General features: G+C 73.4%; 20 protein-coding genes. 8 read left to right on the top strand and 12 right to left on the bottom strand.

Translation table 11 applies throughout. The annotated features are described in order from the left end of the window. Nucleotides 1-497, bottom strand: a 497-nt coding sequence (locus ACME2J_RS13110; RefSeq protein WP_495545371.1) for a peptidoglycan DD-metalloendopeptidase family protein, incomplete at its 3' end; no start/stop codon positions are given. Between the two features lie 77 nt (nucleotides 498-574). Then, entirely contained in the window at nucleotides 575-1,387 is an 813-nt protein-coding gene (rsmI, locus tag ACME2J_RS13115) for a 16S rRNA (cytidine(1402)-2'-O)-methyltransferase (RefSeq protein ID WP_495545372.1), read from the bottom strand. A 21-nt stretch (nucleotides 1,388-1,408) separates the two neighbouring features. On the opposite strand from rsmI, the gene ACME2J_RS13120 reads away from it, so the two are divergent. Beyond that, the gene (locus ACME2J_RS13120) at nucleotides 1,409-2,503 is read left to right on the top strand and encodes an LCP family protein (protein ID WP_495545373.1); all 1,095 of its coding nucleotides are present in this window, start codon (nucleotides 1,409-1,411) and stop codon (nucleotides 2,501-2,503) included. 37 nt (nucleotides 2,504-2,540) lie between these two features. Here ACME2J_RS13120 and ACME2J_RS13125 read toward each other — a convergent pair whose 3' ends face one another. Next, nucleotides 2,541-2,882, bottom strand: a complete 342-nt coding sequence (locus tag ACME2J_RS13125; protein WP_495545374.1) for an FmdB family zinc ribbon protein — start codon at nucleotides 2,880-2,882, stop codon at nucleotides 2,541-2,543. 114 nt (nucleotides 2,883-2,996) lie between these two features. Between ACME2J_RS13125 and ACME2J_RS13130 the strand changes: the two genes are divergently transcribed. The 3 genes from ACME2J_RS13130 to ACME2J_RS13140 are packed head-to-tail and all read left to right on the top strand — an operon-like array spanning nucleotide 2,997 to nucleotide 5,945. Beyond that, nucleotides 2,997-3,731 carry a TetR/AcrR family transcriptional regulator gene (locus ACME2J_RS13130; RefSeq protein ID WP_495545375.1) on the top strand — a complete coding sequence of 245 codons (735 nt, stop codon included), beginning with the start codon at nucleotides 2,997-2,999 and terminating at the stop codon, nucleotides 3,729-3,731. A 46-nt stretch (nucleotides 3,732-3,777) separates the two neighbouring features. Beyond that, nucleotides 3,778-5,145, top strand: coding sequence for a glycine--tRNA ligase (locus ACME2J_RS13135; RefSeq protein WP_495545376.1), 1,368 nt, complete (start codon nucleotides 3,778-3,780; stop codon nucleotides 5,143-5,145). Nucleotides 5,146-5,150: 5 nt separating this feature from the next. Further along, complete coding sequence (locus ACME2J_RS13140; RefSeq protein WP_495545377.1) at nucleotides 5,151-5,945, top strand: alpha/beta hydrolase family protein; 795 nt, start codon at nucleotides 5,151-5,153, stop codon at nucleotides 5,943-5,945. On the opposite strand, the gene ACME2J_RS13145 is transcribed toward ACME2J_RS13140, so the two are convergent. Next, entirely contained in the window at nucleotides 5,878-8,274 is a 2,397-nt protein-coding gene (locus tag ACME2J_RS13145; protein WP_495545378.1) for an MMPL family transporter, read from the bottom strand. The genes ACME2J_RS13140 and ACME2J_RS13145 overlap by 68 nt on opposite strands. Nucleotides 8,275-8,347: 73 nt before the next feature. Between ACME2J_RS13145 and ACME2J_RS13150 the strand changes: the two genes are divergently transcribed. Beyond that, the gene (locus ACME2J_RS13150; RefSeq protein WP_495545379.1) at nucleotides 8,348-8,659 is read left to right on the top strand and encodes an MTH1187 family thiamine-binding protein; all 312 of its coding nucleotides are present in this window, start codon (nucleotides 8,348-8,350) and stop codon (nucleotides 8,657-8,659) included. A gap of 6 nt (nucleotides 8,660-8,665) precedes the next feature. On the opposite strand, the gene ACME2J_RS13155 is transcribed toward ACME2J_RS13150, so the two are convergent. The 8 genes from ACME2J_RS13155 to ACME2J_RS13190 all read right to left on the bottom strand — a co-directional run bounded on the left by ACME2J_RS13155 (nucleotide 8,666) and on the right by ACME2J_RS13190 (nucleotide 15,960). Beyond that, the gene (locus ACME2J_RS13155) at nucleotides 8,666-9,079 is read right to left on the bottom strand and encodes a DUF2237 family protein (RefSeq protein WP_495545380.1); all 414 of its coding nucleotides are present in this window, start codon (nucleotides 9,077-9,079) and stop codon (nucleotides 8,666-8,668) included. Beyond that, on the bottom strand, nucleotides 9,076-9,687 hold the full coding sequence (locus ACME2J_RS13160; RefSeq protein ID WP_495545381.1) for a TetR/AcrR family transcriptional regulator: 612 nt from the start codon (nucleotides 9,685-9,687) through the stop codon (nucleotides 9,076-9,078). Before ACME2J_RS13160 ends, ACME2J_RS13155 begins: the two co-directional genes overlap by 4 nt. A 98-nt stretch (nucleotides 9,688-9,785) precedes the next feature. Continuing rightward, the gene (locus ACME2J_RS13165; protein WP_495545382.1) at nucleotides 9,786-10,340 is read right to left on the bottom strand and encodes a hypothetical protein; all 555 of its coding nucleotides are present in this window, start codon (nucleotides 10,338-10,340) and stop codon (nucleotides 9,786-9,788) included. Between the two features lie 74 nt (nucleotides 10,341-10,414). Beyond that, nucleotides 10,415-12,862 carry an endopeptidase La gene (lon, locus tag ACME2J_RS13170; RefSeq protein WP_495545383.1) on the bottom strand — a complete coding sequence of 816 codons (2,448 nt, stop codon included), beginning with the start codon at nucleotides 12,860-12,862 and terminating at the stop codon, nucleotides 10,415-10,417. Further along, a complete protein-coding gene (locus ACME2J_RS13175; RefSeq protein ID WP_495545384.1) occupies nucleotides 12,859-13,365 on the bottom strand; it encodes an Hsp20/alpha crystallin family protein in 507 nt (168 codons plus the stop codon). The genes lon and ACME2J_RS13175 overlap by 4 nt, the downstream gene beginning before the upstream one ends. Nucleotides 13,366-13,423: 58 nt before the next feature. Beyond that, nucleotides 13,424-14,221 (bottom strand): MBL fold metallo-hydrolase, encoded by a 798-nt coding sequence (locus ACME2J_RS13180; protein ID WP_495545385.1) that lies wholly within the window; start codon nucleotides 14,219-14,221, stop codon nucleotides 13,424-13,426. A gap of 75 nt (nucleotides 14,222-14,296) precedes the next feature. After that, nucleotides 14,297-14,527 (bottom strand): hypothetical protein, encoded by a 231-nt coding sequence (locus tag ACME2J_RS13185; protein WP_495545386.1) that lies wholly within the window; start codon nucleotides 14,525-14,527, stop codon nucleotides 14,297-14,299. A gap of 344 nt (nucleotides 14,528-14,871) precedes the next feature. After that, a complete protein-coding gene (locus ACME2J_RS13190; RefSeq protein ID WP_495545387.1) occupies nucleotides 14,872-15,960 on the bottom strand; it encodes an alpha-hydroxy acid oxidase in 1,089 nt (362 codons plus the stop codon). Nucleotides 15,961-16,005: 45 nt separating this feature from the next. On the opposite strand from ACME2J_RS13190, the gene ACME2J_RS13195 reads away from it, so the two are divergent. From ACME2J_RS13195 to ACME2J_RS13205, 3 genes are all read left to right on the top strand, one after another. Further along, on the top strand, nucleotides 16,006-16,920 hold the full coding sequence (locus ACME2J_RS13195; protein ID WP_495545388.1) for an NAD(P)H-binding protein: 915 nt from the start codon (nucleotides 16,006-16,008) through the stop codon (nucleotides 16,918-16,920). Nucleotides 16,921-16,952: 32 nt separating this feature from the next. Then, nucleotides 16,953-17,408: an SRPBCC family protein gene (locus tag ACME2J_RS13200; protein ID WP_495545389.1), complete on the top strand. Its 456-nt coding sequence runs from the start codon at nucleotides 16,953-16,955 to the stop codon at nucleotides 17,406-17,408. 107 nt (nucleotides 17,409-17,515) lie between these two features. Continuing rightward, nucleotides 17,516-19,639 carry a hypothetical protein gene (locus ACME2J_RS13205; RefSeq protein WP_495545390.1) on the top strand — a complete coding sequence of 708 codons (2,124 nt, stop codon included), beginning with the start codon at nucleotides 17,516-17,518 and terminating at the stop codon, nucleotides 19,637-19,639. Nucleotides 19,640-19,706 lie beyond the last annotated feature (67 nt).

A 19,706-nucleotide genomic window follows, 5' to 3' on the forward strand; every position in this document is an offset into this window, starting at 1 on the left:
CCGCGCGGCGCGCGGCGACCGACCGGTCCGAGCGCGGGGAGGCCGCCGGCGGGGTCGCCGAGGAGGGCAAGCGGGTCGACGTACCCGTGGCGGTCGCCGTCTCGGCGCGCGCCGAGACGCACGACGCCCGCGGCGGAGGCCGTGCCGAGGAGCGCGAGGCGGCGGACCCGGTCCCCCGCGCGCACGGCGGTCGTCCCGAGGCCGACGTGCGTCGCGATCCAGGGCCCGCGCCGGCAGCGGACCGTGACCGCTCGGTCCCCTCGTGGGACGACGCCGGCGAAGGCGACGTGACCCGCGCAGGCGGCGCGCACGGTCCCGCCGCGACGGGCGCGGAGGTCGACGCCCCGGCGCTGGCCGGCGGCGAACGGGACGGCGGGGTCGAAGCGGAAGGGCGCGAGGACGGGGCCCTCGACCGGCAGCCGCCAGTCGGCGGCCGGAGACGGCGACGGCGCGAGGAGGGCCAGGAGCGCGAACGTGGGGACGACGGTGCGGGTCACGACCACCACGAGGGCGCGCGGCACCGGGTTCTCCCCCCGCGGGCCGGGGGCGGCGCCGTCCCCGGCGGTCGCCCCGGTCAGTCCTTGCCGAGGTGGCGCTCGTAGAGCGCGTTGGCGCTCGTGCCGGTGAGGCGCGCGACGACGGCGGCCGCCGGGCGCGCCTTCGCACCGGCCTCGACGAGCTCCGCGACGGCGGCGGCGGCGGCCTCGACGTCGCCCTCGGCCTCGGGAGCGCCGCCGACGACGACGACGACCTCGCCGCGGACGGCCTCGTCCGCGTACCGCGCCGCGAGGTCCGCCGCGGTTCCGCGCACGACCTCCTCGTGGATCTTCGTCAGCTCGCGGCAGACCGCGACCGGCCGGCCGGGGTCGAGCTCGGCGAGGACCGCGAGCGAGGCGCCGACGCGCTTGGGCGACTCGAAGGCGACGAGCGTCTCGGGGAGGGAGAGGAGCCGCTCGAGCTCGCCGCGCTTGCGCGGGAGGAAGCCCGCGAAGCGCCACGTGTCCGACGGGAGGGCGCTCGCGACGAGCGCCGCGATCGCGGCGCTCGGCCCGGGGAGCACCTCGACGCCGAGGCCCGCCGCGACGCAGGACTCGACGAGCACGTACCCGGGGTCGGAGACGAGCGGCATCCCGGCGTCGCTCACCAGCGCCACGACGGCGCCCTCGCGCATCCGGTCGACGAGCGCGGCGGCGCGCTCGCGCTCGTTGTGCTCGTGGTAGCTCACGAGGTCGGCCGAGACGCCGTAGCGGTCGAGGAGCACCCTCGTGCGGCGGGTGTCCTCGCAGGCGACGACGTCCGCGTCGCGCAGGACCGAGAGGACGCGGAGGGTCACGTCCTCGAGGTTCCCGATCGGGGTCGGGCACACGACGAGGCGGCCGGCGGGCATCTGAGCGACCATATCCGACGCATGGCCGATCCCCCGGGCGACCGCCCGTCCTATCCCGTCTACCGCAGCCGCCCCCGCTTCCTCGACCGGCTCGACCGCGACGCCTCCGGCACGCGGCGACCTCGGGGCGACCTCGGCGGCGGCCCCCGCCGCCCGCGTCTGCGCCGCCGGGGCGGGCGCATCCCGAAGCTCCGCGTCGCGGCGTGGCTCGTCGCCGCGCTGCTCGGCTGGGTGCTTCTCTCGGGCGTCCTCTTCCTCGCGAGCGCGACCGTCAACGGCGGCGGGATCGACGCGGGCGCCAACCGGCTGCTCGGCGGGGGCGGCCTTCCGCCGTTCGCCGCGACGAACGTCCTCGTCCTCGGCTCGGACCGGCGCAGCGAGGAGACGCTCGAGCCGGGCGGCTCGACGTCCGGGCCCTCGCGCGCCGACTCGATCGTCCTCATGCGGTTCGGGGGAGGGAAGGCGTCGCGGCTCTCGATCCCGCGCGACACGATCGTCGACATCCCGGGCGTCGGGCGGTCGAAGATCAACGCGGCGTTCGCCGCCGGCGGCTCGGAGCTCATGATCGAGACGGTCGAGGCCTACCTCGGGATCGACGTCCACCACGTCGTCGAGGTGAGCTTCGAGAACTTCCCCGGGCTCATCGACGCGATGGGCGGCGTCGTCTACCGCGGCGGCTGCGTCGTGAGCCGGATCAACGGCGGCTTCAAGAACGGCGGCTACACGCTGCGGCTGCCGGGCGGCAAGCAGACGATCGACGGCCGCCAGGCCCTCGCCCTCGCGCGGACGCGGAAGAACGAGTGCAACCCGGACGAGAGCGACCTCACGCGCGCCTCGCGCCAGCAGAAGATCCTCGCGGCGATGAAGTCGCGCGTCCTCTCGCCGGCCGGCTTCGTCCGGCTGCCCTGGATCGCGTGGAAGGCGCCGAGCGCCCTCGTGACCGACATGAGCGGACCGACGCTCATGGGGTTCGCGTCGGCGATCGTGACGGCGGGATCGCCGCCGACGCGCGTCCTCAAGCCGTCGGGCGGCGAGACGCTGCCGGACGGCGGCGCGGGACTCGTCGTGAGCGAGGAGGCGCGTGCGCGCGCCGTCGAGCGCTTCCTCGCGGGCTGAGCGCGGAGGCCGGGCCGCAGACGCGTGACGGCGGCCCTCAGGCCGCCTTCTTCGCGTCCTTCTTCGCCGGCTTCTTGTCGCCGGAGCCGGACGTCGAGGAGCCCGACTCGGACTTCGACTTCTCCTCCCGCTTGGACTCCATCTTCGCGGAGTGCTCGTCGGCGCCCTTGTCGGCGCTCTTCTCGAGCTCGCGGTTGCGGCGGCGGGTCCCGTAGTCGGTGTTGTGGAAGCCCTTGCCCTTGAAGTGGATGGCCGGAGCGTGCAGGACGCGCTCGACCGGGACGCCGGTCTCCGGGTCCTCGGTCAGCGGGTCGTCGCTGAACTTCTGCAGGATCTCGAACGTCGATCCATCCGGCCTGCGGTACTCGTAGATCGGCATCTCGACGGAGATTATGGCAGGTCGCTCTGGCACTCTCCACCCGAGAGTGCCAAACAGAGGTCGACGGGCCGTCCTCTCGTGGGCGTCGCGCCGGGGTTGTAGAGTCGTTCAGAGATGAACCGACCTTCAGAGGCGGCCGACGCGCCGAGCCTGACGAGGGGCGAGCGTCGACGCGCCCGCACGCGGCGAGCGATCCTCGACGCGGCCGAGGCCGCGTTCAGCGAGCGCGGCTATCGCGAGACGCGCATGGAGGACGTCGCCGAGGCCGCCGACGTCGCGGTCGGCTCGATCTACGGGCACTTCGGCAACAAGGACGGGCTCTACCTCGCGCTCGTCGACCGCGCCCTCGACCTCTTCGCCGCCTATCTCGAGGCCGCCTACGCGACCTCGGACAGCCCGCTCGAGCAGGTGGTCGCCTGCGGCGACGCCTACCTCCGGTTCCACCTCGAGCACCCGGGCGCGTTCCGCTTCCTCGCCTTCGACGGCGTCGAGACCCGCATGCCGATCGTCGACCCCGAGCTCCACGAGGACGTCAACCGCCGCATCACGGCGGTCCTCGACGGGTTCCGCGCGACGATCGCCCGCGGCGTCGAGGTCGGCGAGATCGCGCCGCACGTCGACGCCTACCTCATGGGCCGCTTCCTCTGGGGCGCCTGGAACGGCGTCGTCGCGCTCGGCCTGCGCACCGACACGCTGCGGCTCTCCGAGGACGAGATCGAGGACACGCTCCAGCTCGGGCGCCGCATGGTGCGCGACGGCCTCTGCGCCGTCGACCACCGCGACGGCTCCGGCGACCCGCTCGCGCGGATGCTCACGATCGAGAGTCCCGCCGACGCAGAGGCGGCCTGAGCGAGCGGCACCGCGAGCCGCGGGGGCCCGTCGCTACGCTGCGCCGATGCCCGCCGAGGACGTCGTGACCATGGACAAGATCGTCGCGCTCTGCAAGCGCCGCGGCTTCATCTTCCCCTCGTCGGAGATCTACGGCGGCGTCGGCTCGACCTACGACTACGGCCACTACGGCGTCCTCCTCAAGACGAACGTGAAGAACGAGTGGTGGCGCTCGATGCTCCAGGAGCGCGAGGACATCGTCGCGCTCGACTCGGCGATCCTCCAGCACCCGAGGGTGTGGGAGGCGAGCGGGCATCTCGCCGGCTTCAGCGACCCGCTCATCGACTGCAAGGTCTGCAAGCAGCGCTTCCGCGCCGACCACGTCGACCGCGAGGAGATGTGCCCGGCGAAGGCGAGCCTGCCGAAGACGGAGGACCGCCGCCACGAGTTCACCGAGGAGCGCGACTTCAACCTCATGTTCGAGACGACGGTCGGCCCGGTGAAGGACTCCGGCTCCGTCGCCTACCTGCGCCCCGAGACCGCGCAGGGCATCTTCATCAACTTCAAGAACGTCCTGCAGTTCGCCCGCAAGAAGCCGCCGTTCGGCATCGCGCAGGTCGGCAAGTCGTTCCGCAACGAGATCACCCCGCGCAACTTCATCTTCCGCACGCGCGAGTTCGAGCAGATGGAGATGGAGTTCTTCGTGCCGCCGGCAGAGGCGCCGCGCTGGTACGACGAGTGGAAGCGCCTGCGCCACGACTGGTACACGGGGCTCGGCATCCGGCCCGACCACCTGCGCATGCGCGAGCACGACCCCGACGAGCTCTCCCACTACTCCTCGGGGACGGCGGACGTCGAGTACCTCTTCCCCATCGGCTGGTCCGAGCTCGAAGGCATCGCGAACCGCGGGGACTTCGACCTCGGCGCGCACGCGGAGCACTCGGGCGAGAAGCTCGAGTACTTCGACCCGCAGACGAAGGACCGCTACGTCCCCCACGTCATCGAGCCGGCGGCCGGCGCCGACCGCGCGACCCTCGCCTTCATGGTCGACGCCTACGACGAGGAGGAGGTCGAGGGCGAGAGCCGGACGGTCCTCAAGCTCCACCCCCGCCTCTCCCCGGTGAAGGTCGCCGTCTGCCCGCTCGTGAAGAAGGACGGCCAGCCGGAGCTCGCCCGCGAGATCTTCACGGCCCTGCGCGGCCGCATGCAGACCGAGTACGACGAGGGCGGCTCGATCGGCAAGCGCTACCGCCGGCAGGACGAGATCGGCACGCCCTGGTGCGTCACCGTCGACCACCAGTCGCTCGAGGACCGCACCGTCACCGTGCGCGACCGCGACTCGCTCGAGCAGGATCGCGTCGCGATCGACGAGCTGCCGCAGGTCCTCGCCGCGCGCCTCGCCGCCGACTGGACGACCCCGAAGCTCGCGGGCTGACGCGGGTGCCGCCGTTCTCGCTCGCCGTCGCGGCGAGCGCGTTCACGAGGCCGCCCCGGCACCGCTACGCCCCGCACCGCGACGGCGTCGCGGACCTCCACGTGCCGGAGAGCGGAGGTCCGCACCCCGTCGCGGTCGTCCTCCACGGCGGCTACTGGCGCACGACCTACGGCCGCCTCACCACCCGGCCGCTCGCCGCGGATCTCGCGCGGCGCGGCTGGGCGGCCTGGAACATCGAGTACGGGCGGATCGGGCGTCGTGGGCGCGGCGGCTGGCCGCAGACCTTCACCGACGTCGCGGACGCGGTCGACCACCTCGCGGCGCTCGACGACCCGCGTCTCGACCTCGACCGGGTGGTCGCCGTCGGCCACTCGGCGGGCGGCCAGCTCGCGCTGTGGGCGGGCGGGCGGGAGTCGCTCCCCGACGACGCGCCGGGTGCCGACCCGGTCGTCCGCATCGGCCACGTCCTCGCTCTCGCTCCGGTCACGGACATGGTCCGTGCCGGGACGACGGCGAAGCTCCTCCTCGGCGGGTCGGCCGAGGACGCGCCCGATCGGTTCGCGCAGGTCGACCCGATCCGCCGCGTCCCGCTCGGCGTCCCCGTGACGATCGTGCACCCGCGGGGCGACGAGACGATCCCGGTGCGCCGCAGCGAGGCCTACGCGCAGCGGGCGGCCGAGGCGGGCGCCGACGTCGAGCTGCTCATGCCCGACGAGGGCGGCCACGTCGACGTCATCGTCCCACGCCACTCGGCGTGGGAGGCGGCGGCGCAGCGTCTCGAGGCTCTTCCCGTCCGGTGAGTGTCGATCCGGCGTCGTCGAGCGTCGGCAGATCGACACTCACGCCTGGGGAGGGGGCCGCCTCCTCCATGGCGATGTGCGGGAGCAGGCGGTCGAGCGGGCCCGGCAGCCACCAGGCCCAGCGGCCCATCAGCTCCATCGCGGCCGGGACGACGATGAGTCGCACGAGCGTCGCGTCGACGGCGATCGCGACGGCGTTGCCGAGCCCCAGCTGCTTGATCGACGGCACGCCGGCCGAGACGAACACCGCGAAGACGGCGACCATGATGAGCGCCGCGCTCGTGATCGTCCTGGCGCTCGCCGCGATGCCCTCGGCGACGCCGCGCCGGATGTCGCCGGTCGCCTGGACCCGCTCGCGGATCCGGCTGAGCAGGAAGACCTCGTAGTCCATCGAGAGGCCGAAGACGACCGCGAGGACGAGCGGCGGCATGATCGGGTCGAGGTAGCCCGGGCTCTGGAAGCCGAGGAACCCGTCGAACCAGCCCCACTGGAAGACCGCGACGAGGACCCCGTAGGCCGCGCCGACGCTGAGGAGGTTCGCGAGGACCGCCTTCACCGGCAGGAGCACCGAGCGCAGGAGCACGAGCAGGACGAGGTAGCTCAGCCCGAGGACGAAGAGGACGATCTTCCACATCGACCCCGAGAGGAGGTCGCGGAAGTCGACCTGCGCCGCCGTCGTGCCCCCGACCGCGACGTCCGCGGCGTCGGCCGGCGCGAGCGCGGGCAGCTGCGCGCGCAGCCGCTCGACGAGATCCTTCGCCGCCGGCGACTCGCCGTCGGTGCGCGGCGTCGCGACGACGAGCGCGCTGCGGCCGTCGGCCGAGGTCCGGGCCGGGGCGACCTCGGCGACGAGCGGATCGGAGGCGAGCGCCGCTCGGAGATCCCGGACGAGCGCCGCGTTGGGGCCGGTGTCCGCACGACCGCCGGGGAACTGCGCGAGCACCTTCACCGGGGCCCCCGCTCCCGGGCCGGCGAGGCCGGCCGCGATCTCGAAGCCGACCCGCGTCTCGTGGCCGTCGGGGAACTGGCGCAGCGCGCCGTTCTGCGTCTCGAGCGAGAGCGCCGGGATCGCGAGCACGAGGAGGAGCCCGGTCGTCCCGGCGAGCGCGACGACGGGGCGGCGCGTCACGGCGGCGGTCCAGCGCTCCCAGAAGGACGGCGGGACCGGCGCCCCGGGCCGGGTCGACCCGCGTCGCCGTGGCGCCCAGGAGCGCCGCACGAGGTGGAGGAGGGAGAAGACGCGGCCGCGGGCGTGCGCCCGGCGGCCGAGGACGCCGATGAGCGCCGGGAGCAGCGTCGCGGCGGCGAGCATCGACATCGCGACGACGAGGATCGCGCCGAGCGCCATCGACCGCAGCGCGTTCGCCTCGATCATGAAGAGCCCGGCGAGCGAGACGATGACCGTCACGCCGCTGAAGAGGACGGCGACGCCGGAGGTCGCCAGCGCGACCGCGCGCGCCTCGTCGGGATGGCGGCCCCGCTCGACCTCCTCGCGGTAGCGGGCGAGGACGAAGAGCGAGTAGTCGACCGCGACGCCGATGCCGATCATCGACGCCATGTTCGTCACGAAGACGCTCATCTCCATCGCGAGGGAGAGCGCGTAGATGAGCGCGCCCGTGATGAGCACCGAGACGACCCCGAGCGCGAACGGCAGCGAGGCCGCCGCGAGCGAGCCGAAGACGAGCAGGAGGATGAGGAGCACGACCGGGAAGCCGGTCACCTCGGCCTTCTCGAGGCTCTCCTTCGAGAGGTCCTGCAGACCGGCCCACAGGGCGCCCTGGCCGACGAGGTGGACGCCGACCGGCCCGTCGGCGCCCTCGGCGAGCCCCAGCTCCTCCCGCAGGTCGCTCGCGACGTCGGCGGCCTCGAGGTCGTCGACGTCGGCGGCGAGCGGCACGACGAGCGGCCGGTCGGGGGCCGCGGCGATCCGCGCCAGCGCGGTGTCGCGCGCCGTCGCCGGCAGCTCGACGTCGGCGGTCGCCTCCGCGGCCTCGGCGGCGCGGGCGAGCACGTCACGGACGGCCTGCGCCGTCGCGTCCGGCCCCGGCACGAGGACGACGCCGAGCGCGGTGCGGCCCGCGTCGGGGAAGTCGCGCTCGATCGCCCGCTCGACCTGCTGCGAGTCCGACCCCGGGACGCCGAAGCCGCCACCCGTGAGGTGGTCGCCCTGCTTCGCCGCGAACGGCAGCGCGGCGAGGAGCACGAGGGCCCAGACGGCGATGACGAGACGGCGACGTCGGCGGATGCCGGCGTCGAGACGCAGCATGAAGCCCTGCATGGCGGTCCTCCAGGTGTGGGCGGGTACTTGGCTGGCCAGCCAGCCAGGCACGCGGAAGCTTCTCTCCCCGCCCCGCGACGCAGTGTGATTCGCCGCACACTGCGCGCCGCACTACGGTCACTCCATGGCCACCGCCGACCTCACGATCCTCGCCCTCGGCCGCTCCGACCCCAGCGCGAGCGCATACATCGCCGCGATCCAGCGCCACCTCGCCGGCCAGGACCGCGTCGCCTCCGTCATGCACGCGATGGGGACGTCGCTCGAGGGCGACACCGCCGACATCCTCGCCGTCGTCGGGGAGCTGCACGCGATCCCGTTCGAGATGGGGATCCCCCGCGTCTACACCGTCCTCAAGCTCGACGAGCGCCGGGACCGCGAGCAGACGCTCGCCGACAAGGTCGCCTCGGTGGAGCGCCGGCTCGCCGAGGAGGCGTGACGGCCGTCAGCTCTCGAGGGCGCCGGGGTCGCTCGGCACGTCGACCGCGAGCTCGCGGAGGGCGTCGAGCGGGACGATGTCGAGCGCCCTCTCGTGCGTCGAGGCGAGGACGACGTAGGCGGCGGCGCCGTCCTCGTAGGCGCGGCGCCAGTTGACGGCGGTGACGCACCAGCGGTCGCCCGGCACGAGGCCGGGGAAGCGGAACTCGGGGCGCGGCGTCGAGAGGTCGTTGCCGATCGCGCGCTGGTGGGCGAGGAACTCCTCGGTGACGACCGCGCAGATCGTGTGGCTGCCGACGTCCTCCGGGCCGGTGCGACAGCTGCCGTCCCGGTGGAAGCCGGTGAGCGGATCCGTGCCGCACGGCTCGAGCACGCCGCCGAGGACGTTGCGGGCGGGCGGGACGACGGGGCCCTCAGTCATCGGCCATCGGAGAGGAGGGACCGGATCGCGACGACGCCGGCGGAGAGGCTCGCGCCGAAGTCGCGCTCCGGCTCGCTGAGCATCCGCAGGGCGAGGCCGTCGCCGACGGCGAAGATGATGTCCGCGATCGCCTCGGGGGGCGCGTGGAGCGTGACGACGGCCTCCTCGCTCTTGCGATCGAGCACCTCGGTGACGTGCGCGCGCGTCCGGCGGAGGACCTCGCGGAACTCGGAGGCGATCTCCTCGTTGTGCCGCGAGATCGTGAACAGCTCGAAGATGACCGTGACGAAGTCGGGGTCCTCCTCGAACATCGAGGTGAGCGAGTCGCGGAGCAGGCCGACGAACGCGTCGGCGCTGTCGGCGCCCTCGAGCTGCGTCCGCAGGAGCGCCATGCGCAGCTCGCAGTCGCGGCGCACGACCTCGGCGAGCAGCCGCTCCTTCGTCCCGAAGTAGTAGTGCAGGAGCCCCCGGGAGACGCCCGCCTCGGAGGCGACGTGGTCGAACGTCGAGCCGGCGACGCCTCGGCGCGCCACGCTCGCGCGCATGGCGTCGACGATGCGGGTCGCCTTCTCGCCGTCGATCGGCCTCGGGGTCGCGGATACGGCCATCGCGCGTCCATCGTAGTCACCGGCCGCGATGGGACGGCGCCGAGACGACGGAGGGCGCCGATCGGCGCCCTCCGGAACGGTCTCGTCGTCGCGGGCGGCTACGCGGCCGAGGAGGACGGGGCGGGGGACGACGGCGCGGTCGACGAGGAGTAGTCGAACTCCTCCTCGGCGCCGAAGAGCGCGTCGAGGACCTTGTTGCGGAGGTCCTCGGAGACGGCGAGCGCGAGCCCGGCCGCGAGCACGAGGACGAAGAGCTTGCGCCCGAGCCCTCCGCCGCTCTTCTTGCGCTTCGCCGCGGCCTTCGACTTCTTCGCCTTGCCCTTCTGGACGGCGGGCGGCTCCTTGAGCGCCCCGCCGACGTCGCGCAGCGCCGTCGCGGCGTCCTGCAGCGACTGGTGGAACTGCTTGTCGTTGGTGATCGTCTTGGCGACCTTGCCCTTCTTCGCCTTGCTCACGCGCTCGTAGGCGTCGCGAGCCGACTCGAAGGCGACGCGCACGTTGTCGCGCAGCTCGTCGTCGGTCTGCACCCGCTGCACGTACGGGTTGTCCTTCACGGCCTCGACAGCATCCGCGACGCTCGACGGAGCGTCCTTCGCGGTCTTCGCCGCCTTCGTCGCCGCCAGTCCGCCGGCGGCCTTCTTCTTGACGCCCATGACTCCTCGACAGGTCCTCGTTTGCAGAGCTTGCGCGAGCATACCCCGCGCCCAGTCGCCTCACACGAGGAGTGTCAGCGCGACGGTGACGCGGCGACCCCCGACGCGCGCGGCGGCTTCGACGCGCGCCGCTTCGCGAGCGCGATCTCGAGCACCTCGTCGAGAGAGTCGACGAACCGGAGCTCGAGCTGCGCGCGCAGGTGCTCCGGGATCTCCTCCGCGTCGACGGCGTTGCGCGACGGCGCGATGACGGTCTTCACGCCGTGGCGCTGCGCGGCGAGCGCCTTCTCCTTGAGACCGCCGATCGGCAGCACCTGACCCGTGAGCGTGATCTCGCCGGTCATCGCGACGTCGTCGCGCACCGGTCGCCCCGTGAGCAGGGACGCCAGCGCGGTCGCCATCGTGATGCCCGCGCTCGGGCCGTCCTTCGGGATCGCTCCCGCCGGCACGTGGAGGTGGATGTCGTGATGCGCGAACCAGTCCTCGTCCGCCTCCGGCGCGAGCTCGGCGACCCGTCCCCGGACGTGGCTGAGCGCGGCCTGGGCGCTCTCCTGCATGACCTCGCCGAGCTGGCCGGTGATCGTGAGCTTCGGCCGCCCCGGCGTCGCCGTCGGCATCGCCGTCGCCTCGACGAAGAGGACGTCGCCGCCGACCGCCGTCCAGGCGAGCCCCGTCGCGACGCCGGGGACGCGGGTCCGCCGCTTCGCCTCGCGGAAGTAGCGCTGACGCCCGAGGAGCTCGCGCGCCTTCTTCTCGCCGACGCTCACCTTCTTCACGCGCCCGTTCGAGGACTCCGTCTCCGCGACGCCGCGGGCGACCTTGCGGCAGATCGAGCCGATCTCGCGCTCGAGGTTGCGGACGCCCGCCTCGCGGGTGTAGTCGCTGATGACCGCCTTGAGCGCGGCGTCGCTGATCGAGATCCACGACTTCTTGAGGCCGTGGCGCTCGATCTGCCGGGGGACGAGGTAGCGCCGCGCGATCTGGAGCTTCTCGTCTTCGGTGTAGCCGGCGAGCTGGATGACCTCCATGCGGTCGAGGAGCGGCGGCGGGATCGTCTCGAGCGTGTTCGCCGTCGTGATGAACATCACCGACGAGAGGTCGAACGGCACGTCGAGGTAGTGGTCGCGGAAGGTCGAGTTCTGCTCGGGATCGAGGACCTCGAGCATCGCGCTCGCCGGGTCGCCGCGGAAGTCGGACCCCATCTTGTCGATCTCGTCGATCATGAACAGGGGGTTGTTCGACTCGGCGTCGCGGAGCGCGCGGATGATCGTCCCCGGCATCGCACCGATGTAGGTACGACGATGGCCGCGGATCTCCGACTCGTCGCGGACGCCGCCGGCGCTGATGCGCTCGAACTTCCGGCCGAGGGCGCGGGCGATCGAGCGCCCGAGCGAGGTCTTGCCGACGCCCGGAGGGCCGACGAGGCAGAGGATCGAGCCCTTCGCCTCGGGATTGAGGCGGCGGACCGCGAGGAACTCGAGGATCCGCTCCTTCACCCGCTCGATGTCGTAGTGGTCCTCGTCGAGGACCCCGCGGGCATGCGCGAGGTCGAGGTCGTCCTCCGTCGCCTTGTCCCACGGCAGGGCGACGATCCACTCGAGGTAGGTGCGGATGACGCCGTGCTCGGCGGCCTGCGGCGGGAGGGACTCGAGGCGCTTCAGCTCCCGGTCGGCCTGCCGGCGGACCTCCTCGGGCAGCTCGATCGCGTCGAGCTGCTCCCGCAGCTCACCCGCCTCCGCGGCCGACTCGTCGAACTCCCCGAGCTCCTTGCGGATCGCCTCGAGCTGCTGCCGCAGGACGAACTCGCGCTGCCCCTTGTCGATCTCCGACTGGACCTGCGACTGGATCTGCGACCCGATCGAGATGACCTCGAGCTCGCGCGCGAGGATCTCGACGAGCATCCGCAGCCGCTTGCCGACGTGGATCTCCTCGAGGAGCTGCTGCTTCTCCTCCGGCTTGATCCGCAGGGAGCCCGCGATGAGGTGGGTGAGGGCGCCGGGATCGTCGGTGTTCGCGACCGCGATCTGCAGCTCCTCCGGGAGGTAGGGGACCTGCTCGACGATCATGTTGAACGTCTCCTGCACGTTGCGCATGAGCGCCGTGATCTCGGGCGTGTCCTCGACGACGTCCGGCAGCTCGCTGATCCGCGCGACGAGGTAGGGCGTCTCGCGCTGCCACTCCTCGATGCGGACGCGCTGCTGACCCTGGACGAGGATGCGCAGCGTCCCGTCGGGCACCTTGAGCATGCGGGCGATCGAGCCGACGACGCCGACGTCGTAGAGGACGTCGGGTCCCGGGACCTCGTTCTCCGCGTCCTTGCTCGTCACCATCACGAGCATCCGGTTGCCGGCGAGGACGTCGTTGACGAGCTGGACCGACCGCTCCTGGCCGATCGCGAGCGGCGTGAGGGTGTCGGGGAGCGGGACGGTCTCGCGGAGCGGGAGGACCGGCAGGGAGTCCGGCACGTCGCGGACCCCCACGTCCACCATCTGACTGTCCGCGCTGCCCTCGATCTCGATCACCGCAGCTCCTTCCGCTCGCGCACCGTCTCCTGCTCCGGCTCCGCGTCGATCCGCACCGTGCGCCGAGCTGGGCGCACGAGCGGCAGCTCGACGCGGAGGATCCCGTCCCGGTAGGTCGCCCGGGCCTCCTCGGCGACGACGTCGGCGCCGAGCGGGATCACCCGCCGGAACGGCCCGAAGTCGATCTCGAGCTGCTGGTAGACCCGGCCCTCGGCGTCGACGGGGCGGCGATGCCCGGTGAGCACGAGCTCGCGGCCCTGGATCTCGAGGCCGATCTCGTCGATGTCGATGCCGGCGAGCTCGGCCTGCACGACGGCGCGCGGCGGCTCGTCGCCGCTCTCGCCCTGGGGCGTCTCGTAGAAGACGTCCACGGCCGGCGAGAAGCCGCCCCGGCGGCGAGACGCGAGTCCCGCCGGGACGCCGCCGAGGACGTCGCCGAAGAGCTCGTCCATCTCGCGTCGCATCCGCTCGAAGTTCGCGAAGAGGTCCCGCTCTGGTCGCATGGACGCAATGTAACGCCGCGCCGCGCTCGCCTCCCGGGACGGCCGGGGCCGGCGTCGTTCAGAGCGTGTAGACCGCGTCCTCGCGCGCGACCTCGACCGGGCCGTGGAAGCACTTCGCCGCCTCTGCACGGGCCCACTCGGGGTCGAGCTCGTCGGAGATGTGCGTGAGCACGACCCGCCCGGCGCCCGCCCGGGCGCCGTGCTCGGCCGCCTCGCCGGGCGTGAGGTGCCCCCGCACGCCGCCGCGCTCCGGCCGCGGGAGCGTCGCCTCGATGATGAGGAGGTCCGTGCCGTCGGCGAAGTCGACGATCTCGTCGTTCGGCGCGCAGTCGGCGCCGTAGGTGAGCCGCCCGCCCCCGCCCTCGGGGACGGTCACCTCGATCGCGCACGTCGGAAGGAAGTGCGGCACGGGGTGGAACCGGATGCGCAGCGGCCCGATGTCGAGGACGTGGTCGGGCTCGTACTCGACGAGCTCGAACGCGTTCTCCACGAGGTCCTCGTTCCCCCATGCGCCGACGACCTGGCGGAAGACGTCGCGCGCTCCGTGCGGCGCGTAGAGGTGGGGACGGGCGGGTGCGTCCGTGCCCGGCCAGACGTGCACCGGGACCGGCTGCTGACGCGGCGCGTAGGTGAGCGCGTAGCTGTAGGGGACGAGGTCGAGGATGTGGTCGGCGTGGAGATGGCTCACGACGACGGCGTCGAGATCGACGTAGTCGACGTGCCGCCGCAGCTTCGAGAAGACGCCGTTGCCGCAGTCGAGCAGGACGGAGGTGTCGTCCTCCTGGACGAGGTATCCGCTGCACGCTCCGCCCGCGTCCTGCCAGGACGGCGACTTGCCGAGCACCGTGACTCTCACCGCACCACTCCTCCCGTCGTGACGGTCGCAACATATCGGGAGGCGGGTGGCGCGCGTGCGCCGTGGCGCGCGAGGTCAGGCGTGCAGGGTCGCCTGCTCCTGGGCGCTCGGGAAGGCCCAGGCGGCCTGCGTCCGCCGGTCCTGGCGGAAGTGGAAGCGCATCTGCCGCGGCGGGCGGAGCCCCTCGGGAGAGTCGGGGCGGAAGGTGACGCACGGCTCGTCGGTCTCGAGCGAGCAGAGGAGGTTGCAGCGGAAGTAGCAGTCCTCGCAGGACGGCTTCCTCTTCGTCGTGCGGCCCTTCGCCATGTGGTGAATCGCCCTCCGGGGGTGTCGCGCAGGTGGGCGGACGCCGCGACGCGGCGCCCGTCCTCGTCCATGTGAGCAGCCGCACCGGGGAGTGCGGGGGTGCTCGAGAGGGCAGCATCGAACCACAGCGACTCGACGGCGCGCAACGCCCCGCATCGGGTGTTTCCCGCACAGAGCAGGGTTCCCGTCCGCAGGACTCCGCAAATGCCGACCTTTTCCTCCGGGGTCCCCTCACGAGGCGCCCAGGAAGCACATTCCTCCCCTCTTCGTCACGCGATTTCCCGCACGCTGCGCGGAAAGCGGCGCACGCTGGACGAAGGTCCGGCGAGGTCGAGCGCGACGGATCAGTCCCAGCCGCGGAGCCGCACGTGATCGGCCCCGACCTCGTGCGGCCGGGCGGCGCCGACGAGCGCGAGCGCGCGCGCCGTGTCCTCGTGGAGCGCGTCGAGGACCTCACGGACGCCCTCCTCGCCCCCGTCGCCCGACGGCCCCCCGGCGGCGAGGCCCCACGCGTACGGGCGCCCCACGAGGACGGCGTCGGCGCCGAGCGCGAGCGCGCGGACGACGTCCGCCCCGCTGCGCACGCCGCCGTCGACGAGGACGGGGACGCGGCCGGCGACCGCCGAGGCGACCTCGCGGAGGGCGACGGCGGTCGGGACGGCTCCGTCGAGCTGCCGCCCCCCGTGGTTGGACACGACGATCGCGCTCGCTCCGCAGGCGATCGCGCGCTCGGCGTCGTGGGCCGAGAGGACGCCCTTCACGACGACGCCGAGCCCGCTCGTCCGCGCGACCCACTCGAGGTCCTCCCAGCGCAGCGAGGCGTCCCATCCGCCGGCCATCGGCTTCGCCGCGAGCTCCTGGGCCGCCGAGCCGCCGTCCCCGAGGTGGCTCGTGACGGCGACGCCCTGCGGCAGGGGCACGGGGCCGTGGGCCAGCTCGCGCTCCCGCCGCCCGGGGACGGCGACGTCGACGGTGACGACGACCTGACCGTAGCCGTGGTCGGGGAGGCGCCGCAGGACCCTCTCGGTGTGCGCGCGGTCGCGCTCGACGTAGAGCTGGAACCAGCGCGCGGCGCCGGGCGCGGCCGCGGCGACCTCGCCGAGATCGGCGGTCGCCCGCGTCGAGAGGCAGAAGGCCGATCCGGCCGCGGCCGCGGCGCGGGCGCTCGCGACCTCGCCGTCGCGGTGGAGGAGTCGCTGCGCGGCGACCGGCGCGAGGACGACCGGCGCGGCGAGCCGGGCGCCGAGCAGCTCGACGGACGGGTCGACGGCGCTCACGTCGACGAGCGCCCGCGGGACGAGCCACACGCGCTGCCACGCCTCGACGTTCTCCGCGAGCGTCCGCTCGTCGCCGGCGCCCCCGGCGTAGTAGTCGTACGTCGCCGCCGGGAGGCGGTCGCGGGCGGCGGCCTCGTGGCGGCGGAGGAGATCCATGGCCGGCGATCGTAGAGGCGGGGCGCGCCGTACCCTCCTGCGCACATGACCGTCCTCGTCACCGGCGCCTCCGGATACCTCGGCGACGTGCTCGTCCCCCGCATCCTCGACCGGGGTCTCGGCGTGCGCGCGTTCGCCCGGACGCCGTCGAAGGTGCGGCACGACGTGCCCGTCGTGCAGGGTGACGCCGAGACGGGCGCGGGCCTCGACGAGGCGCTCGACGGCGTCGACGTCGCCTACTACCTCATCCACTCGATGGAGGGCCCGTCCGGCGACTTCCACGTGCGTGAGCGCCGCTCCGCCGAGCGCTTCGCGGAGGCGGCGCGTCGTGCGGGGGTTCGCCGCGTCGTCTACCTCGGCGGGCTCGTGCCGCAGGACAAGCAGGCCTCGCGGCATCTCGCGAGCCGGGTCGCGGTCGAGGAGATCCTCCTCGACGCCGCGCCCGAGGCCGTCGCGTTCCGCGCGAGCCTCGTCGTCGGCCGCGGCAGCCGCTCGTTCCGCTTCCTCGTCCGGCTCGTCGAGCGCACGCCGCTGCTCCCGCTCCCCGGCTGGCACGGCAACCTCACGCAGCCGGTCGACGAGCGCGACATCGTCGCCTACCTCCTCGCGGCGGGGACGTCGCGCGCCGTCGACGGCTCGCTGTCCCTCGACGTCGCCGGCCCGGACGTCCTCAGCTACGGGGAGATGATCGAGCGGATCCGCGACCTCATGCTCGTGCAGCGCCCCGCGATCCGCTTCCCGCTCTCGGTGACGCCGATCGCGAGCAAGGTCGCGGCGAAGATCGCGGGCGAGGACGTCGGCCTCATCGAGCCGCTCATGGAGAGCCTCGAGAGCACGCTCCTGCCGCGCGACGACCATGCGCGCGAGGTCTTCCCCGAGGTGCGCCTCCACCGCTTCGACGCCGCCGTCGAGCACGCGCTGCGCGAGTGGGAGCGCGTCGAGGCGCTCGCCGCGCGGTAGCGCGGGAGCGGGATCGGGAAGGATCTCCCTCCATGAGCGAGGTGACGACGAGCATCGAGATCGACGCGCCGCCCGAAGAGGTGTGGCGCGTCGTCATGGATCCCGACCTGCTCCAGGAGTGGGTGACGATCCACAGGTGCCTCCACCGGCACGACGCCGTCCCGCCTCGGGAGGGCGCGACGATGGAGCAGACGCTCGCGATCCGCGGCGCGCCGTTCAAGGTGAAGTGGACGCTCGCGCGCTGCGACGAGAACCGCCGCGCCGAGTGGCACGGCAAGGGTCCGGCGCGCTCGCACGCGGAGACCGAGTACCGCTTCACGCCCCTCGACGGCGGCTCGCGGACCCGGTTCGACTACCGCAACGAGTTCAAGGCGCCGTTCGGCCCGCTCGGCGCCGTCGCGAGCAAGGCGCTCGTCGGCGGCGTGCCGGAGAAGGAGGCCGAGGCATCGCTGCGGGCGCTCGCCGCGCGCTTCCGCAACGGGGGCTGAGGCGGCGGCCCCGCCGGTGACGCGCGCCGGTTTGTGGTCCCTCCCGCGCGGTGCTACGTTCGTCGCGGGTCCGCGCACGACCGGCCACACGCCGGCAAGGAGCCGCCATGTCCATCCGCCGACTGCTCGCCCCGTGCATCGCGCTTCTCGTCGTGCCGGCGAGCGCCGCGGCCGTCCCGCCCGCGCCCGTCGGCCCGGAGCTGCGCATCTCGCAGCCGCTCACGACCGACGGCAACACCGCCGCGGACGCCGAGGTGCCGGCGGTCGCGACGAACACGCTCACGGGCGAGTCGCTCGTCGTCTGGCAGCACGACCCGCAGATCGGCGGGCAGGTCGACGGCGAGCGCGAGATCTTCGGTCAGCTCGTCGGGCCGGACGGCACGCTCGTCGGCCCCGCGCGCCGGCTCTCGACGATGAGCGGGCTGGGGTCCGCGGCGTACGGCGCGTTCGCGGCCGCGGTCACCTACAACAGCGTGGACGACGAGTATTTCGTCGTGTGGGTGGGCCGCGACTTCGGGACGGACGAGCGGGAGGTCTTCGGCCAGCGCGTGAGCGCCGCCGGCCTCGAGGTCGGCCCCGACGACTTCCGGATCTCGCAGGCGGGGAACGATGGCGACACCAGCGACACCGTCAACCTGCCGGACGTCGCGCACGACCCGGCGCAGAACGAGTACCTCGTCGTGTGGCACGGCGAGCCGGCGACCGGCGGGCTCGCGGACGGGGAGAACGAGATCTTCGCCCAGCGGGTCACGGCGGCCGGGGCCGAGATCGGGCCCGACGACCAGCGCATCTCGCAGATGGGCGGGGACGGGAGCTCCGCCTTCGACGCCTACAGCCCGGCCGTCGCCTACAACACCGTCGACGGCGAGTACCTCGTCGCGTGGCGCGGCGACACGAACGACGGCGGGCTCGGCGACGAGGACTTCGCCGTGTTCGTCCAGCGCGTGTCGTCGGCGGGGAACGAGACGGGAGCCGACGACGTCCGCGTCTCGGGGCCGGGCGTCGGCTCGGTGTTCGTCGGCCCCGAGATCGTCTTCCATCCGGCCAACGACGAATACCTCGTCGTCTGGGCCGACGCCCCGGAGACCGGCGGTCTCGCCGCCGGGGAGCGGGAGATCTTCGTCCAGCGGGTGACACGCGCGGCGGCCGAGGCCGGCGCCGACGACCGCCGGATCTCGGCCCTGGGCGGCATCGGGAACACCACGTTCGATGCCTTCGTCCCCGACGTCGCGGCGCACCCCGCGACCGGCGCCTACCTCGTCACGTGGCGTGGAGACGCGAACGTCGGCGGACTCGTCGACGAGGAGCTCGAGGTCTACGCGCAGCTCCTCGACCCCGCGGGCGCCGAGATCGGCGTCGACGACCAGCGCGTCTCGCAGATGGGCGGCACGGGCGACGCCGGTTACGACGCGAACGATCCCGCGGTCACCTACGTGCCCCAGGCCAACACGTTCCTCGCGGTGTGGTCCGGCGAGACGAACACCGGCGGGCTCGTCGACAACGAGCTCGAGATCTTCGGCCAGCGGCTCGAGGCGCCCGCGCTCCCGGCCCAGCCCGCGCCGGCTCCGCCACCGCCGGCGCCCGCGCCCGCGGTGGTGCCGGTGCCCGCGCCTTTCGCGGTGCCCGTCCCGGTGCCGGTGCCGGTCGTGCCGAAGTTCCCCGCGAAGCTCGAGGTGCTCCGCGCCGGGGTGGACGACGGCCGTCTCGATTCGCTGTGGGAGATCACCAAGCGCGCCTCGGGGGAGCTGAAGGCCACCTTCCGCGCCAACGGGCGCACCTACCGCTTCACCGAGAAGATCCCCGCCGACGGCCGCATCAAGGTCGACCGCCGGCTCCCGAAGGCGATGCGCAGCATGCGGACGGGCATCCTCGAGATCTCCTACGCCGGCAACGACCGCGTGCGGCCCGACGAGGTCCGGCTGCGTGCGGCGTCCAACAAGGCGAGGCTCGAGCGCGGCACGACCCGCATCGACAGCGCGGGGAACCTCGTCGTCGACGGCACGACCAGCAGCCGCGCGCGCGGCGTCGTGCGCATCCGACTCGGCTACACCCAGCCCGACGGCAGCGTCGCGTTCTTCCGCCATCACGCGAAGATCGACGACGGCGAGTGGGAGATGAAGGAGTCGCTCCCCGCCGCCGCCCGCCTCGGCGGACAGCTCTCCATCCAGTTCACCGGCTATCTCCCCCGCCGCATCCGCGGCGAGCAGATCGCCAAGCAGGTCCTCCCTTGACGCACGACGGGCCGGCGCCGCCGCTGCACCATCGCCGCCTCCGTCGCGCGAGAACTCAGACCGTGTC

Source organism: Paraconexibacter sp. (assembly GCF_059438195.1).